At 49.5% G+C, this 16,827-nt stretch carries 10 protein-coding genes and 1 tRNA gene; 6 read left to right on the forward strand and 5 right to left on the reverse strand.

All coding sequences use genetic code 11. The features are described 5' to 3' along the window. Positions 1–5: 5 nt before the first annotated feature. From DWX62_RS09440 to ettA, 3 genes are all read right to left on the reverse strand, one after another. A complete protein-coding gene (locus DWX62_RS09440) occupies positions 6–2,498 on the reverse strand; it encodes a choice-of-anchor J domain-containing protein (RefSeq protein ID WP_070101216.1) in 2,493 nt (830 codons plus the stop codon). A 12-nt stretch (positions 2,499–2,510) separates the two neighbouring features. After that, a complete protein-coding gene (locus tag DWX62_RS09445; protein ID WP_005828100.1) occupies positions 2,511–5,258 on the reverse strand; it encodes a TonB-dependent receptor in 2,748 nt (915 codons plus the stop codon). A gap of 224 nt (positions 5,259–5,482) precedes the next feature. Then, complete coding sequence (gene ettA, locus DWX62_RS09450) at positions 5,483–7,180, reverse strand: energy-dependent translational throttle protein EttA (protein WP_005828098.1); 1,698 nt, start codon at positions 7,178–7,180, stop codon at positions 5,483–5,485. 138 nt (positions 7,181–7,318) lie between these two features. On the opposite strand from ettA, the gene DWX62_RS09455 reads away from it, so the two are divergent. Then, positions 7,319–7,391: transfer RNA gene (locus DWX62_RS09455), tRNA-Lys, on the forward strand. A gap of 343 nt (positions 7,392–7,734) precedes the next feature. Here the strand turns inward: DWX62_RS09455 and DWX62_RS09460 are convergent. Both DWX62_RS09460 and DWX62_RS09465 read right to left on the reverse strand, forming a co-directional pair. After that, entirely contained in the window at positions 7,735–9,939 is a 2,205-nt protein-coding gene (locus DWX62_RS09460) for an alpha-galactosidase (RefSeq protein WP_120172777.1), read from the reverse strand. Between the two features lie 100 nt (positions 9,940–10,039). Continuing rightward, entirely contained in the window at positions 10,040–10,801 is a 762-nt protein-coding gene (locus DWX62_RS09465) for an SDR family oxidoreductase (RefSeq protein WP_005836294.1), read from the reverse strand. 213 nt (positions 10,802–11,014) lie between these two features. Here DWX62_RS09465 and potA point away from each other — a divergent pair, with 213 nt between their 5' ends. Genes potA through DWX62_RS09490 form a run of 5 tightly spaced genes read left to right on the forward strand, consistent with a single transcriptional unit; the run spans position 11,015 to position 16,742 of the window. Next, positions 11,015–12,421 (forward strand): polyamine ABC transporter ATP-binding protein, encoded by a 1,407-nt coding sequence (gene potA, locus DWX62_RS09470; RefSeq protein WP_005828085.1) that lies wholly within the window; start codon positions 11,015–11,017, stop codon positions 12,419–12,421. A gap of 16 nt (positions 12,422–12,437) precedes the next feature. Beyond that, positions 12,438–13,211, forward strand: a complete 774-nt coding sequence (locus DWX62_RS09475) for an ABC transporter permease (RefSeq protein ID WP_005828083.1) — start codon at positions 12,438–12,440, stop codon at positions 13,209–13,211. Continuing rightward, positions 13,208–13,999, forward strand: coding sequence for an ABC transporter permease (locus DWX62_RS09480; RefSeq protein ID WP_005828082.1), 792 nt, complete (start codon positions 13,208–13,210; stop codon positions 13,997–13,999). Before DWX62_RS09475 ends, DWX62_RS09480 begins: the two co-directional genes overlap by 4 nt. A 44-nt stretch (positions 14,000–14,043) precedes the next feature. Beyond that, entirely contained in the window at positions 14,044–15,381 is a 1,338-nt protein-coding gene (locus tag DWX62_RS09485) for an ABC transporter substrate-binding protein (RefSeq protein ID WP_171028991.1), read from the forward strand. Positions 15,382–15,413: 32 nt separating this feature from the next. Further along, positions 15,414–16,742, forward strand: a complete 1,329-nt coding sequence (locus DWX62_RS09490) for an MATE family efflux transporter (RefSeq protein WP_005828079.1) — start codon at positions 15,414–15,416, stop codon at positions 16,740–16,742. Positions 16,743–16,827 lie beyond the last annotated feature (85 nt).

Below are 16,827 nucleotides of genomic sequence, written 5' to 3' on the forward strand. Positions count from 1 at the left end.
AGGAATTATTCCTTCACCACAAAGTTACTCATGTAGAATGTAGGAGCAAATCCAGGATCAGTATTACTTGCATAACGGAATGCCACATATACTTTCTTGCCCACATAGTCGGCCATGGAAGTACGCATTTCGATCTCTTTAGAGCTTGTAGGCCACTCGAACGACAACGGATCACTCCAAGCCGCTCCCTGCAATGCTGCAATCTTCTCTTCATCAGTAGCAGTAGAAGCCGCAGGGATATAATTTTCGGACACATGTACAGACACTGCGTTCTCAATTTTGCCTCCATACAAATAGTCTGCCGAAGCAGTGAATACCATCTGTGGGGCAATAGCTTCGGTAAGATCTACCTCACCGGTTACAAGCCATGCCTCCGTATCGCGGTTACGCTGATAATAACCGCTTGCCTTGATACGGGTATAACCTGCACCTGCACTCCATACATAATTCATGCCATCAAGCTTCACATTCACAATCTGGGCATCGTTATGAAGTTCACCAGCAAAGTCATTGCTATAATACTCTTTTGCTTCCATCCATTTGCCGTCAGTCTTCAGGAATGCCATTTCAGCAGTTTCCGTTTCGGTATTCTTCTTCACCCATGCAGTGCCATCGAAGCCATATTCATCGGCCATCACATCATACTCCTTATTTCCGAAATAAACTACTGCCTTGACATCCCCGCTCTGTGCGTAAGGGAATGCATTCTTCAGATAAACGGGCAATACGGCATCAGCATCGCTCAAATAGTCCGAACCGGTAGAAACATAATCGGCAGGTTGCATCACACGGATACCGATACTTGCGCTTTCTTCGTAGGCAGTCCAAGCCGAACCGTCATACTGGTAGAGAGCAGAAGCATTTGGCTTCACGTCTGATGCACGGGTAACGGCACGAGCAGGCATTTCAGCTTCTGATTCAGGAATCTCCTTATAAATATCCACACCCTCATAATACCCTGATACGGTACTTGTAAGTGACATATTCTTAAACTCTACAGTAGGCGCACACTCTGTAGTACTCTTATAACGGAAAGCAATGGCTATCTTCTTGCCCTCGTAAGCACTCAGGTCAATATCACCGGAATTTACATAATTCCAATTCTTGCCTTCCGGCCATTGAGGTACATTCAGAGTCTTCCATTCAGCAGTAGCCACATCATCCACATAATCTTCCGAAGCCAGCAATTCAATAAAATCAGCACGATTGTTACCATTCAAGAAATTAATGGCAATATCTACCTTAAGAAGAGGAGCCTTCGCTTTTGCTAAATCTATAATAGGAGAAACCACCCATGCTTCCGATTCAAAATCGCTATCTCCTACATGAGCACTACCCTTCCAACCATATTTACCATCCACCTTCCATACATTAGTTAACGTGCCGGTAAGTTTCACATTTTGAGTAGTGAAACCGCCCTCGTTTCCATTGAACGACTCATTCATATAAATGCCCAACGTAGCATTCGGATAAGAACCGTATGAATAAGAGTTTCCTTTTTCATAGAAATTCAGCTTGATGATTTTGTCCTTTTCCACATTTTTTACATCAAATGCCTTACGGTCATAGTTGTAAGCAAAGCTCCAATCCCCACCCTCGGGTATGGAAGTACCGATGTTGAAGCTGTTAAACGTACCACTCTGATAGATGAACTTGCCATCCGGACGTTGCATAGTGAAACCTTTTTCCGTAGGAGTAAGTGTCATGATATGATTGGACACATCGCTGGTGATGAAACCATCCGCAATCTCTACCGGTTCACCCTCCATATAACCATACGTCTTATCCGGGTCTTTGAACTGACCGAAAGGAATCCAAGTATTGTCCTTCGTCGGAGCCACAATGACATAATTACCTCCTTCGGCATCAATAGAAGTTACTTTCTGGTATACCATTTTCACTGCACCGCCGCCTGTACTGGGCTCGGTCTCCGACCAAGCGTAATTCACTTGGCACACATCTCCCGTCTTCGGGTTCTTGATACCTTCCTTCAACAAAGCAGGAAGCTTCTTCAACGTAGAAGGGGTGAGATATTTCACTACCATGCTTTCCCCCCATACTGTAGCGTAATTGTCAGAAGTAAGATCGAAAGTCTGAGCTTCGTTTATCTTCGAGAGATATTCAGGTTGCTCCTTGCCGATATTGTACTGCACCAGCACCTTGGAACCATCTGACAGATATGCGTAGAGCGAATCGACAAATGCAGGCAGATAATCTTCAGGAGCTACCATATCAGTAAACATCTTGGTTTTACCCAGCTGGTTCAATGCCGTAAGATAAGTCTGCCCCTCGGGATCCTTGGCGAGAGCTATCCCTTGGTTCTTCGGCATAGAAGCTATTTTGCCATAATGGGCATCAGCCAATACGAGGGTATCGGTACTGACATCCGTGATGGTTTCTTTTTCATCAAATCCGGGGAAATTATCCTCGTTATAATCGCAGGCCCCAAGTGCAAACAGCGAAGCCAATGCGGTTCCTAATAATATATGTTTTTTCATAAATATGTTCGCTTAGAAATTCAACTTCAATCTTACAGTATAAGTACGTCCCCAACCATAGATAACACGTGTGGCCGTCTCCCAGTCATGGTTACTTCCATCGCGTGCATCGGCTATGTACTCTTGGTTGAACAAGTTGTTCACATTGCCGCTCAGTGTAGCACGAATCTTACCGAAGTCAAAGGTATATCCTGCACTTACATCAAATGTGCTCCATGAAGGAATCTCCCAAGGTTTTTCCACCACGTAAGCCTCTTTTTGAGTGGCTTGGCTCGCATCAATGTCATAATCGGCATAATTGCGTGCAAAGAAGTTCCAGTCTGCATTAAGACGCAAGCCTTTCATTGGGCGGAATGTCACTCCCAAAGCAGCTGTAGTCTGAGCAGAACCGCCCACCTGTACATTATCCATTTCAATGGTATACTTGTACTGATCTACATTACTCATATCTGTCACCACTTCACCACGGCTATTCGCCATAATCTGGCCTTCAGTATTCATCATGAAGCCTTTCGCTGTCCCATTCCAGCGCCAGTCTCCCCAAGAGAACATACCGTTAACTTCCATCCAGCGGAAAGGCTTGGCAATAAAGTCAAGCTCTATACCCATGTGGTTAGCCTGCGCACCGGTCATGTTCATTGTCCAACGCTGGGAAGCCCCGTTTACGTCTTCATAGGATCCGGTATCATATAAAGCCTTGTCTTTCCACATAGTATAATAGGCGTTTACATTGGCTGAAAAATACTGGCTACGATATCCATAACCTAATTCGAAAGAGTAAACTTTCTCATTCTTAGCATCGGGATTACGCTCATGTGAACTCTGAGAATTGATGAAGGTATTATCAAAAATAGGAGCACGGCTGATAAATCCGGTATTGAAGAATACGTTATTGTAATCATCAAGGTTGTAATTCAAACCAGCTTTCACATTGCCTCCCAAATAATGCTTCTTCGAAGACAGCTGTTTGTCACCACTATAATAAAAACGGTCTTTACGCCAATAACTGGTATTTGTAAGACCACCTGAAACAAATGCACTCACTTTATCTTTATTATACTCCAATTGGGCAAAACCACCTTCGTACATCACAAAACCGTCGTAGTCACGACGAATCACATCTCCTACTCCCAACTTCTGGTTTACCCAGGAGGTGACTCCACCATTCACACTATTCTCAGCCAATACACTCTTACGGTTATAAGAGTCTACATAATACTGCCCTCCAAAAAGATCGGTAATGACATTCTTGTGCAAACCTTTATAATAGCGGAAGTCAATACCACCATAGAAATCAAAGTAATCACCAAACTTAGTGGTATAAGTAGAAATCAATCCTGTCCAGAAATGGTCGTTCGAGGCTTTGTTCATAATCATCAGCGAACCTTTATAACCGGGCATTCCACTCACATTCACCGGATTAGTATAGTTATCTGCATTAAGCTTATCCACAGCATCATAATCAAAAGTACCATCAGGACAACGGAACTGAGTGTTCACCGTACCATCACTGGCCGTACCGTACCAAGAGCTGGTGTACCCCGTTACCCCCGTACCACTATAGCCCGCACCAGTACCGATAGACATATAAGCTGCTGTACTGAGGCTTGACTTATGGTTGATTTGCCACAAATGATTAAGAGACATCTGGGGCTTATGGTATTCGTTACGTGAAGAGTTCATCACTTGTCCATTGCGATAACCGAAAGTAGAGTTGTAACGATAGGGACTTTCCTCACCCATCCATTGTTTTACACGCTGATACTCCTTGATATTCAAACCATTTGCCATATTACGCTGATTATGCCACTGAGGTGCTCCAAAAGCTGTAAATGAAAGTTGATGGTTGTCATTGATACGTTTTGCAATACTCATGAACCAAGTGTAGGCCTCGGATTCCGTACCTTGAATATAACCGTCGCGTTTATCTCTGGCACCCAATAAAGTAAAGGCCCAACCATCTTTTGTCAGACCGGAAGAGACACTGAACATCACTTTACTGTAGCCGTCATTACCCATGCCGTAAGAGATGAAGCCGCCTTTCTTGGCATCAGTAGTCTTGGTTATAATGTTTTGTGAGCCACCTACTGAAGGAGTTGACACCTTGCTGGCACCAAGTCCACGTTGTACCTGAATACTGCTGGCCACATCAATCAAACCACCCCAGTTACTCATGTATACTTTCTGGTTTTCCATTCCGTTCATGGGTACACCGTTAATCATCATAGCCACATATTCTGACTTAAAACCACGAATCTTTATGTTGGAATCACCAAAGCCACCTCCCTCATTAGAAGCATAAACACCCGGAGTAGATTTCAAGATTTGCGGTAACTCCTGAGAACCTATCTTATCTTCAATAAATACGGGGTCGACAGTAGATACTGCAACCGGAGTCTTGCGTGCCACAGCAATAGACGATGTAATCACTACGTCCTTCAGCATCACAGCATCCGGTTCCATTGGGATAGCACCCAAATCCACAGAAGCGCCCTTCTGCGTAATCTTCTTCTTCTGGTCTTTATAACCCACGTACTTGAATAGTAATGTCGCATTCGAAGCAACGCTTTGCTTGAAATAGCCATCAATGTCGGTCACCGATCCTTGTGTAGTACCTTCCACCATGACGGCGGCACCCACTAACGGTTCACCTGTTTCTGAATCAACAAGCTGACCTCTCACTGTAGTCTGAGCAAATGCAGCGGCACTAAATACCGACAACACTGCAACCAACAGGAATTGAATTAGATGTTTTCTCATAATTCTGTTTTTTGTTAATAGATAGTGTTAATTAAACATTAATTTATGTTTTAAGTCGCAAATATAACTAATAAAAACGAGATTAATGTTATATTTATGTTACATTTTTTGAAGGTAGAAAGGCTTTTTTGAGATATTTTTAAACAAAAAAAGCCCTGCATTCTACAGCAGGGCTTTCGTATTGTCAACAAGTAAAAGAATATACTTTCAAATTCGCACCGAAATCAATCATTCATGAGCTTTCTATAACGTACACGGGTGGGTTCTTCTTTCCCAAGACGTTTCTGTTTATTTTCCTCATATTCTGAATAAGAACCTTCAAAGAAGAACACATTGGAGTCTCCTTCGAAAGCGAGGATATGCGTACAGATACGGTCAAGGAACCAACGGTCGTGACTGATGACCACAGCACATCCGGCAAAGTCCTCCAAACCTTCTTCGAGGGCACGGAGCGTATTCACGTCGATGTCATTGGTGGGCTCGTCCAGCAACAGCACATTACCTTCCTCCTTCAGGCAGAGCGCCAGATGCAAGCGGTTGCGTTCACCACCGGAAAGCACCCCACAGAGCTTTTCCTGGTCGGCACCGGAGAAGTTAAAACGGGACAGATAGGCGCGTGCATTAATGTCGCGCCCTCCCATGCGAATCAGATCGTTTCCGCCGGAAATGACCTGATATACGCTCTTGTTGGGGTCGATATCCTTGTGCTGCTGGTCCACGTAGGCAACCTTTACGGTCTCCCCCACCTCGAATTCGCCTTTGTCTGCCTTTTCCAGTCCCATGATAAGACGGAAAAGCGTAGTCTTACCGGCACCGTTAGGGCCGATGATACCCACGATACCGTTGGGTGGAAGCATGAAGTTGAGGTCATCGAACAACAGTTTGTCACCGAACGCCTTTGCCACATGCTTGGCTTCAATCACCTTATTACCCAGACGGGGACCGTTCGGGATAAAGATTTCCAGCTTCTCTTCCTTCTCCTTCACATCCTCGTTCAGCAATTTGTCGTAGGAGTTCAGACGCGCCTTTCCCTTTGCCTGACGGGCCTTGGGAGCCATGCGCACCCACTCCAGCTCGCGTTCCAGCGTCTTGCGGCGCTTGCTGGCGGTCTTTTCCTCTTGCTCCATGCGCTTGGTCTTCTGTTCCAGCCAACTGGAGTAGTTACCTTTCCAGGGAATACCTTCGCCACGGTCCAGCTCAAGAATCCAGCCGGCAACGTGGTCGAGGAAGTAACGGTCGTGCGTTACGGCAATCACCGTACCCTCGTACTGCTGCAAGTGTTGTTCCAGCCAGTCGATGGATTCGGCATCAAGGTGGTTGGTGGGCTCGTCAAGAAGAAGCACGTCGGGCTTCTGCAACAATAGGCGGCAAAGGGCCACACGGCGGCGCTCACCACCGGAAAGATGTTCTACGGACTGGTCTTCGGGCGGACAACGGAGGGCGTCCATGGCGCGTTCCAGCTTGCTGTCAAGGTTCCAGGCATCGGTCGCGTCAATGATGTCCTGCAACTCGGCCTGGCGGGAGAAGAGCTTGTCCATCTTGTCCTGGTCCTCATAATATTCGGGCAAGCCAAACTTCTGATTGATTTCCTCGTATTCTGCCAGCGCGTCCACAATGGGCTGCACGCCTTCCATTACAATTTCCTTTACGGTCTTGGTGGGGTCGAGGTACGGTTCCTGGGCCAGATACCCCACAGAATATCCCGGCGAGAACACCACTTCGCCCTGATAGGACTTATCCAATCCGGCGATAATCTTCAGCAGGGTCGATTTACCCGAACCGTTCAGACCGATGATACCGATTTTTGCCCCGTAGAAGAACGAGAGGTAAATGTTCTTCAGTACCTGCTTGTTGTTCTGCTGAATGGTTTTATTCAGCCCAACCATAGAAAAGATAATCTTTTTATCGTCTACTGTTGCCATGTATTTAATGATTAATGTTCAGTGATAATGATTAATATCAAGGATTGATGGGGACAAAGATAAGAAAAAAGATGATATTATTTTGCAAATTTCAAAAAAGTATCTATCTTTGCACCCGCTTAACAGCAATGAAGGATTGAATCGCTAGCTCAGCAGGTAGAGCACAACACTTTTAATGTTGGGGTCTTGGGTTCGAGCCCCAGGCGGTTCACATAGAAACAAAGCCAGAAGGCGACAAAAAGAAAAAAGTCCTACAATATCAATGTATTGTGGGACTTTTTTTATGTTTCCATCTTACCTGAAAGTCCCAAAAGGGTACGAAAAGAAAAGTTGGACATCCAAACAGTGGTACAATTGGTACAGTGGGTACAGCGCCTCTTCTGCTTCACACACATGCGCTTATGTACATTACTTCATAACGCGTACATTATTTATATACATGCGTGTGTGAGATAGAAGAGACGCTGTACCCACTGTACCAACTGTACCCATAAACCTCACCTTTACGCCGCTCAAGTTCACCTTTACACGGCCCAACCTCACCTTTGCTTATGTCACTTCACCTCTTCCAGATAAAGCACACGGCTCGAATAGTCGTTCTGCTTGTGATAGTCCACCTTATGGTTGTAGGGAATCTCCAGCCCGTTTGCCATGAGGTAGGCACCACTGAAACTCTTTCCTTCGTAGTTCAAGGGAACATTATCTATACGGTTCAGTTCATGCACCCGGTATTGCTTGTCGGCACAGAGCCCTGCCATCTTCACACGCGGCAGGTGCTGGTTACAGAAATGTTCCGTCTTCCACCAATAGAAGACTGCCTTGTCCTTCTCCGGAGCCACGTACATCAGAGAAGCCACACCTTGCTTGTCATAAGGAGAGAGCAGGCGGTAAATGTCTCCCAACTGTACTACGGGACGAATGGTCTTGTACTCGGCAATGGCATTCTTGCAAAGAGCCTTTTCTTCTTCCGTCATATTTTTGGGCTGGATTTCCATACCCAAACGACCACTCATGGCAACGTCTATCCGATATTTCAGAGGGATGGTGCGGAACGTCTGATGATTGGGGGCAGCACTGATATGCGATGCCATAGCGATGGCGGGGAAGAAATAGGAAGTTCCCCACTGCATATAGACACGTTGCAGGGCATCGGTATTGTCGCTTACCCAGAACTCGTCGAAGTAAGGCAGCACTCCGTAGTTGGCACGACCGCCGCCACTGGCACATGCCTGGATGGTAAGGTCGGGATATTTGGCACGGATGCGCTGGCAGATTTTCTCGAAGCCGCGGTGGAATTCGATGTACATGTGGCTCTGATTATCCTTCGTCAGATATTGCGAACCGTGGTTCTGGACAGACATATTGGCGTCCCACTTGATGTAATCTATTTCAGGATAAGAGGTCATCAGGTTGTCTACCACACCGAAAACGAAGTCCTGCACGGCAGGATTGGCAAGGTCAAGCACTACCTGCGTGCCGCCGCGTCCCAACACAACGTCACGTTCGGAAGCTTTAAGTACCCAGTCGGGATGCTTCTCGTAGAGTTCGCTGGTAGTGTTCGCCATCTCCGGCTCAATCCAGATGCCAAACTTGACGCCATGTTTCTTGGCATCACTCAGCAAGCCTTCAATGCCGTTCGGAAGCTTGTTCTTGTCCACCACCCAGTCGCCGAGTGATGAGCTGTCGTTCTTACGGGGATACTTGTCGCCAAACCAGCCATCGTCCATCACGAACAACTCGCCACCCATGGAGACAATGTCCGCCATCATTTGGTCCATACCTTGCTGGTTGATGTCAAAGTACACGCCTTCCCAACTATTCAAAAGAATCTTGCGGGGGGTAGTGCCGTGCGCCAGTTTGTGCAGGCGTGCCCAGCGATGGAAGTTACGGCTGCCGCCACTCAAGCCTTCATTACTATAAGTCAGGGCAAGTTCGGGAGTGCGGAAAAGCTCGTCCTTCTTCAAGGAATAAGTAGAGTTCTCTTCGTTGATTCCGGCAAAGAAATGGTGGTATTCATCATCGTGCGTCTCAATGCGGAGCTTGTAGTTGCCGCTGTAACAGAGGGCTGCACCAATCACGTTGCCCGTGTTCTCCTGCGGACGACCGTCGAGGGAGAACATCACTTCGGCATGGTCAGTATGGGAATTGCGCACACCGTCCTTATTCTTGATAACCTTCATGCCCGGAGTGAGAGGTTCCTGCGTCAAGACCCCTTCATTGGCCCAGGAACCGGAGAGATGGGACAGCCATACATCGCCACGGCGGATGGGCAGATAGCCGGAAGCAAACTGATTGAGCACCACCGACTTCTTCTCCTGATGGGAGATTTCAGTCCAGGATTCTATCACGTCGGCATCCTGCCAGGCACGGTAACAGACGTTGACGAAGAAGGGATACACCTTATCCTTCAGTGCCACGACAGTCGTCACGACATTCCCTTCCTTTTCGGTAGTCACGTTCAATACTTCGAGCTGGAGGGTCATGTTACCGTCGGCATGCTTCACAGCGAGGGCCGTCTCCACGGGAGCATTCAATCCATATTCGGGATAGGCTGCATGGTTCGCTTCTGCCGCAGAGATATTCTGCAAGTCGGCTTCAGAAAGTCTGTTACCATAATACAAGTGTCTCAATGTACCACCTTCAGGAGCCGAAAGCACCAAAGAGGTTTTCGGAGTGGATACACATACGTTTTGAGCCAACAAACTGCCGGTCAGCAGCAGTGCTCCAAAGAGAAAATTTGTTCGTTTCTTGAAATTCATGCTTTTCTTGTTTAGATTCTATATTCATTTAGCTGTGAGCAAATGTAGGCGTTTCCCCGAAGATAAAATAGTATCATTTTATCATATCCTTATACAAATTCTATTTCCGGCTGACAATTGTCCCCGTGGCTTGGTTGGCAGGCATCACCAGCACTTCCGCAATCTGGATATGCTCGGGGACGGCAGCGGCGAAATAGACCACTTCGGCTATATCGTCGCCGGTCAGCGGGCGTATACCTTTATATACATTATCGGCCGCCTCCCGGTTACCACGGAAACGGACGACGGAGAAATTGGTTTCCACCAACCCCGGCTTGATATTCGTTACGCGTATCGGGGTATCCACCAGGTCGATGCGGAGTCCGTCGGAAAGTGCCTTGACGGCAGCCTTGCAGGCACAGTACACACTGCCTCCCGGATAAGCGTAATCTCCGGCAATGGACCCCATATTGATAACGTGACCACGGCCGCGCTCCACCATACCGGGAACCACGAGGCGGGTCATGGCAAGCAAGGCTTTCACGTTAGTGTCGATGACAATGTCCCATTCATCCAGGTTGCCTTCATGTTCCTTGTCCACCCCAATGACGAGTCCGGCATTGTTCACCAGTATGTCTACCGCCTTCCATTCCTCCGGAAGGGATTCGAGGGCGGCACGGGCAGCCTGCCGGTCGCGGACATCGAAAGGAAGCAGATACACATCGGCTCCATATTTCTCCAACAATTCTTTCTTTACAGCATTCAGTTTCTCCACATTACGGCCATTGAGTATAAGCCGGTAACCGTTCATGGCAAATTTACGCGCGCAGCCTTCCCCTATTCCCGAGGAGGCTCCGGTGATGAGTACAATCTTCTTTTCCATCATGTTATTAAGTTTTAATATCAATACTGCCAACAAAGGTATTACTTATTATTTTAACTTCATAGGAATAATGAATTTTAGAGTAAGGCGAAAAATCCCGATAAATTATGTAACTTTGCACCCGCTTTTTGAAAGCCCGAGAAACTGTTTTGATTTTATTTCAGCTTTCTTCTGAGATTTGTTTAATTCGTTTGGATAAAGTAAAAGACGCTTATGCAAAAGTCCGATTGCATCATCGGTGTGGAGCACGTATCGAAATTTTTCGGAGATAAGGCCGTGCTGAATGATGTGAATTTGTCTGTCCGTAAGGGCGAGTTTGTAACAATACTGGGACCGTCCGGCTGCGGAAAGACAACTCTGTTGCGCCTCATTGCAGGCTTTCAGACAGCCTCGGAAGGAGTGATAACCATTGCCGGAAAGGACATCACGCAGACACCGCCGCACAAGCGTCCGGTGAACACCGTGTTCCAGAAGTACGCCCTCTTCCCCCACCTCAACGTGTTCAACAACATTGCTTTCGGGTTGAAGCTGAAGAAGCTGCCCGGTGCCACCATCGAGAAGAAGGTAAAGCAAGCCCTGCGCATGGTGGGCATGACGGACTATGAGGACCGCGACGTAGACTCCCTCTCCGGCGGGCAGCAACAGCGCGTAGCCATTGCCCGAGCCATCGTCAACGAACCCGAAGTGCTGCTACTGGACGAACCCCTTGCCGCCCTGGACCTAAAAATGCGCAAGGACATGCAGATGGAGCTAAAGGAGATGCACCAGAAGCTGGGCATCACCTTCGTATATGTGACCCACGACCAGGAAGAGGCACTGACCTTGAGCGATACCATCGTCGTGATGAGCGAAGGACGCATCCAGCAAATAGGCGTGCCGACGGACATCTACAACGAACCCATCAACTCCTTCGTAGCAGACTTCATTGGTGAAAGCAACATCTTGAACGGAGTTATGATAAAGGATAAAGCCGTCACCTTCTGCGGACACGAATTTGAATGCGTGGACACGGGATTTGGCGAGCAGATGCAGGTAGACGTAGTGATTCGCCCCGAAGACATCTACATCTTCGATGTATCCGACGCCGCACAGCTGACGGGGACCGTAACCAGCTGCATCTTCAAAGGCGTACACTACGAAATGCTGGTGCAGACGCGCGAAGGCTACGAGCTGATGGTGCAGGACTACCATGCCTTCGAGGCAGGACGCGAAGTCGGCCTGCTGGTGAAACCCTTCGACATCCACGTGATGAAGAAGGAACGCACCTGCAACACCTTCGAGGGAAAGCTGGTGGACGAGACGCACGTAGACTTCCTGGGCTGTAACTTCGAGTGCCTCCCCGTGCAGGGCATCGAGCCGGGCAGCGCCGTGCAAGTGGAAGTAGACTTCCAGCACGTCATCCTCGAAGACAACGAAGAGGACGGCCGTCTGACGGGTGAAGTGAAATTCATCCTCTACAAAGGGAACCATTACCACCTGACCGTGTTTACGGACTGGGACGAAGACATCTTTGTCGACACCAACGACGTGTGGGACGACGGCGACCGCGTAGGTATCACCATCGCCCCTCAAAATATACGGATTGTTCAATCTCTTAATAAGGAAGGAAGTGCTCAATAAGTTATCCCATTTCTTCATGCGCCGGCGCAACTGGACGGTACCCTACGCGCTGTTTCTGCTTGTATTTGTCATAGTACCGCTGCTGCTCATCGTGCTCTATGCCTTTACGGACGACGGAGGGGCGTTTACGCTGGCCAACTTCCGCAAGTTCATGATGCACCCCGAAGCGATGAACACGTTTGTCTACTCCATCGGAATAGCCGTTATCACCACGCTGGTCTGCCTGCTGCTGGGCTATCCGGCAGCGTATATCCTGAGCCAGAAGCAATTCAACACCTCACGCACCATGGTGGTGCTGTTCATCCTCCCCATGTGGGTGAATATCTTGATACGTACGCTTGCCACAGTGGCGCTGTTCGACTTCCTGAACCTGCCGCTGGGCGAAGGTGCCCTTGTGTTCGGTATGGTCTACAACTTCCTGCCGTTCATGATATACCCCATTTACAACACCCTTCAGAAGATGGACCACAATCTGATTGAGGCTGCGCAGGACTTGGGAGCCTCTCCTACCCGCGTATTCGGCAAGGTGATTCTGCCGCTCTCCATGCCGGGAGTGATGAGCGGCATAGTGATGGTGTTTATGCCTACGGTTTCTACCTTTGCCATTGCCGAGTTGCTGACAATGAACAACATCAAACTGTTCGGCACCACGGTGCAAGAGAATATTTACAACGGAATGTGGAACTACGGTGCCGCCCTCTCGCTCATCATGCTGCTGCTGATAGGCATCACCATCCTCTTTACCAACGAGGAGGACGGGGCATCGAATGAAAGCGGAGGTGTGATATGATGACACGAATCTTAACCCGCGGCTACTTGTGGCTGCTGCTGGCGTTGCTCTACTCGCCCATCTTAATTATTATGATATTCTCCTTCACGGAGGCAAAGGTGCTGGGCAACTGGACGGGATTCTCCACCAAGCTGTACAGCTCCTTGTTTACGGGCGGGATGCACCACTCGCTGATGAATGCCATCTGGAACACATTCGCCATTGCCCTGCTTGCCGCCACCGCCAGTACGGCGCTGGGCAGCATTGCAGCCATCGGCATCTTCAATCTGCGCTCGCGCACACGGCAGGTAATGAACTTCGCCAATGCCATCCCGATGATGAATGCAGACATTATCACCGGTGTGTCGCTGTTCCTGCTGTTCGTCAGCTTCGGCATATCGCAAGGATTCACCACAGTGGTACTGGCACACATCACTTTCTGCACGCCCTACGTGGTGCTCAGCGTAATGCCCCGGCTCAAAAAGATGAACCAGAATGTCTACGAGGCGGCACTCGACCTGGGCGCCACACCGTTCCAAGCACTGCGCAAGGTTATTCTTCCGGAGATATTTCCGGGTATGATAAGCGGATTCATCCTTGCTTTCACGCTCTCCATCGACGACTTTGCCGTGACCATCTTCACCATCGGCAACCAAGGGCTGGAAACGCTCTCCACCTACATCTACGCCGATGCGCGCAAAGGTGGACTGACGCCGGAACTGCGGCCACTCTCCACCATCATCTTCGTGACGGTGCTGGTGCTGCTGATTGTAATCAACAAGCGGGCCGAACGGACGAAAAACGATTGATGTGAGTGATGAGTTATAAGTTATCAATTGTCAAGAACAAGATGATGAAAAGGATAATAAACATACTGATTCTACTGTGCTGTATCGCATCCCTCTCTTCTTGTGGAAACTCCACAGAAGAGCGCAGCCGTGTACTGAAGATATACAACTGGGCGGACTACATCGATGAAGATGTGCTTGCCGAATTTCCCGACTGGTACAAGCAGCAGACGGGCGAAGACCTCCGTATCATCTACCAGGTGTTCGATATCAACGAAATCATGCTCACCAAAATTGAGCGCGGGCACGAGGACTTCGACGTCGTATGCCCCTCGGAGTACATCATCGAACGCATGCTTCGCAAAGACCTCCTGCTACCCATCGACCGCAACTTCGGCCACACGCCGGACTACATCCCCAACGTGTCGCCCTACATTCGCCACGAGCTGAACAAGACCTCGCAACCGGAACGCCAGACCGAGGACTATGCCGTGCCCTACATGTGGGGCACCGCTGGTATCCTCTTCAACAAAAAGTTTATTACCGCCGAAGAGGCCGGCACATGGGACATCCTCTGGGACTCCAAAAACCGCGGCAAAATACTGATGAAGGACAGCTACCGCGATGCCTACGGTACCGCCATCATCTACGCCCACGCCCGGGAGCTGGCCGACAGCACCGTCACCGTAGAGCAACTGATGAACGACAACTCCCCGCAGGCCATCGCCCTGGCCGAGCAACGCCTCAAGGAGATGAAACCCAACATCGCCGGCTGGGAAGCCGACTTCGGCAAGGAAATGATGACCAAGAACAAGGCGTGGATTAACTTCACCTGGAGCGGCGACGCCGTCTGGGCCATCGAGGAGGCCGATGCCGTGGGTGTGGAACTGGACTACACCGTCCCCTGCGAAGGCAGCAACATCTGGTACGACGGCTGGGTAATCCCCCGCTACGCCCGCAACGTGAAGGCGGCAAGCTATTTCATCAACTACCTCTGCCAGCCTTCCGTGGCACTGCGCAACATGGATGCCATCGGCTACGTCAGCGCCGTAGCCACACCGGAAATCATGGAGGCCAAGACCGATACCACGCTCGACGTGCACTCCGACCTCAGCTACTTCTTCGGCCCCCTGCCCGGAGCCGACAGCCTGCAGATAGACCCGGTACAATATCCTGACCGCCGAGTAGTGGAACGCTGCGCCATGATACGCGACTTCGGCGACCGCACGGAACTAGTGCTCGAGATGTGGAGCCGCGTGAAAGGTGACAATCTCAACACAGGCATCGTGCTGCTCATCTTCGCCGTTTTCGGTCTGCTCTTCATCTGGCTGGTATATGCCAAGATACGAAAGTACAAGCAGAAACGCCGCCACCGTCTCCGCAGAAAGCGGAAAAGGGGATGAGCAACACATTGTTTACCTAAAAACCCGTCAACGTGCAAGGAACAAAGAATCTGACACAAGGCCCCATCAACCGCCAGCTTTTCACGCTGGCAATGCCCATCATGGCCACCTCGTTCATCCAGATGGCCTACAGCCTGACGGACATGGCATGGGTAGGGCGTCTGGGCAGTGAGTCCATGGCTGCAGTAGGTGCGGTAGGCATACTGACGTGGATGTCCGGCTCCATCGCCTTGCTCAATAAAGTGGGCGCCGAAGTCAGCGTAGGCCAGTCCATCGGTGCACGCAGCGAAGAGGACGCACGCAGCTTTGCCTCGCACAACATTACGATTGCCCTGCTCATCTCCGTCTGCTGGGGAGGCCTGCTCTTCCTTTTCGCCCGCCCCATCCTGAACATCTTCGAGCTGAAACAGCATATCACGGACGCCGCCGTGACTTATCTGCGCATCGTGTCGACGGGACTGCCTTTCATCTTTCTCTCCGCTGCCTTTACGGGCATCTACAACGCGGCAGGACGAAGCAAGATTCCGTTCTACATCAGCGGGACGGGACTGATAATGAACATCGTCCTCGACCCTCTGTTCATCTTCGGCTTCGGTTGGGGAACAGTGGGCGCGGCACTTGCCACATGGCTTTCCGAAGCTACAGTATTCGGCATCTTCGTCTACAAACTCCGGGGGAAAAGCGCCGTGCTCGGAGGTTTCTCCTTTATCGTTCCGCTGAAAAAGAAGTACACCCGGCGCATCTTCAAGCTCGGGCTGCCCGTGGCTACGCTGAACACGCTATTTGCCTTCGTCAATATGTTCCTCTCGCGCACCGCCTCGGAGCAGGGAGGACACATCGGACTGATGGCATTCACCACCGGTGGACAAATCGAGGCCATCACCTGGAATACTTCGCAAGGATTCTCCACGGGGCTGAGCACGTTCATCGCCCAGAACTATGCCGCGGGGCAGAAGTCGCGCGTGAAGCAAGCATGGCGCACCACCATGTGGATGACGGGCGTATTCGGAAGCCTCTGCTCACTACTGTTCATCTTCTTCGGCAGCGAGGTGTTCTCTATCTTCGTACCCGAGGCCGAAGCCTACCGTGTGGGTGGAGATTTCCTCCGCATCGACGGCTATTCGCAAATGTTCATGATGATGGAAATTACCATGCAGGGCGTGTTCTACGGACTGGGACGGACAGTGCCGCCTGCCATTGTCAGCATCGGATGCAATTACATGCGTATTCCGGTGGCGTTATTGCTGGTGCACATGGGTATGGGAGTGGATGCCATCTGGTGGGCAGTAAGTGGAACGACCGTTGCCAAAGGTCTTATACTGACAGCCTGGTTCGTCCTCATCAAAAGGAAAATTCTCTAAAAAAGGACAGAACTGGCGAACTTTAGAAAGAAGAATATGGTTATTATATACATAAATTTGCAACATTAAAGATAAAGTCAACTTT

This window comes from Bacteroides sp. AF20-13LB (assembly GCF_003603065.1).
In the GTDB taxonomy this organism is placed as follows: Bacteria; Bacteroidota; Bacteroidia; order Bacteroidales; family Bacteroidaceae; genus Bacteroides; species Bacteroides uniformis.

What these genes read in the sequence shown, in the direction of transcription:
- DWX62_RS09460 (WP_120172777.1), bottom strand. Translation starts at nt 9,939, where the DNA reads ATGAATTTCAAGAAACGAACAAATTTTCTCTTTGGAGCACTGCTGCTG.
- ettA (WP_005828098.1), bottom strand. Translation starts at nt 7,180, where the DNA reads ATGGCAACAGTAGACGATAAAAAGATTATCTTTTCTATGGTTGGGCTG.
- potA (WP_005828085.1), top strand. Translation starts at nt 11,015, where the DNA reads ATGCAAAAGTCCGATTGCATCATCGGTGTGGAGCACGTATCGAAATTT.
- DWX62_RS09485 (WP_171028991.1), top strand. Translation starts at nt 14,044, where the DNA reads ATGAAAAGGATAATAAACATACTGATTCTACTGTGCTGTATCGCATCC.
- DWX62_RS09465 (WP_005836294.1), bottom strand. Translation starts at nt 10,801, where the DNA reads ATGGAAAAGAAGATTGTACTCATCACCGGAGCCTCCTCGGGAATAGGG.
- DWX62_RS09445 (WP_005828100.1), bottom strand. Translation starts at nt 5,258, where the DNA reads ATGAGAAAACATCTAATTCAATTCCTGTTGGTTGCAGTGTTGTCGGTA.
- DWX62_RS09475 (WP_005828083.1), top strand. Translation starts at nt 12,438, where the DNA reads ATGCGCCGGCGCAACTGGACGGTACCCTACGCGCTGTTTCTGCTTGTA.
- DWX62_RS09480 (WP_005828082.1), top strand. Translation starts at nt 13,208, where the DNA reads ATGATGACACGAATCTTAACCCGCGGCTACTTGTGGCTGCTGCTGGCG.
- DWX62_RS09440 (WP_070101216.1), bottom strand. Translation starts at nt 2,498, where the DNA reads ATGAAAAAACATATATTATTAGGAACCGCATTGGCTTCGCTGTTTGCA.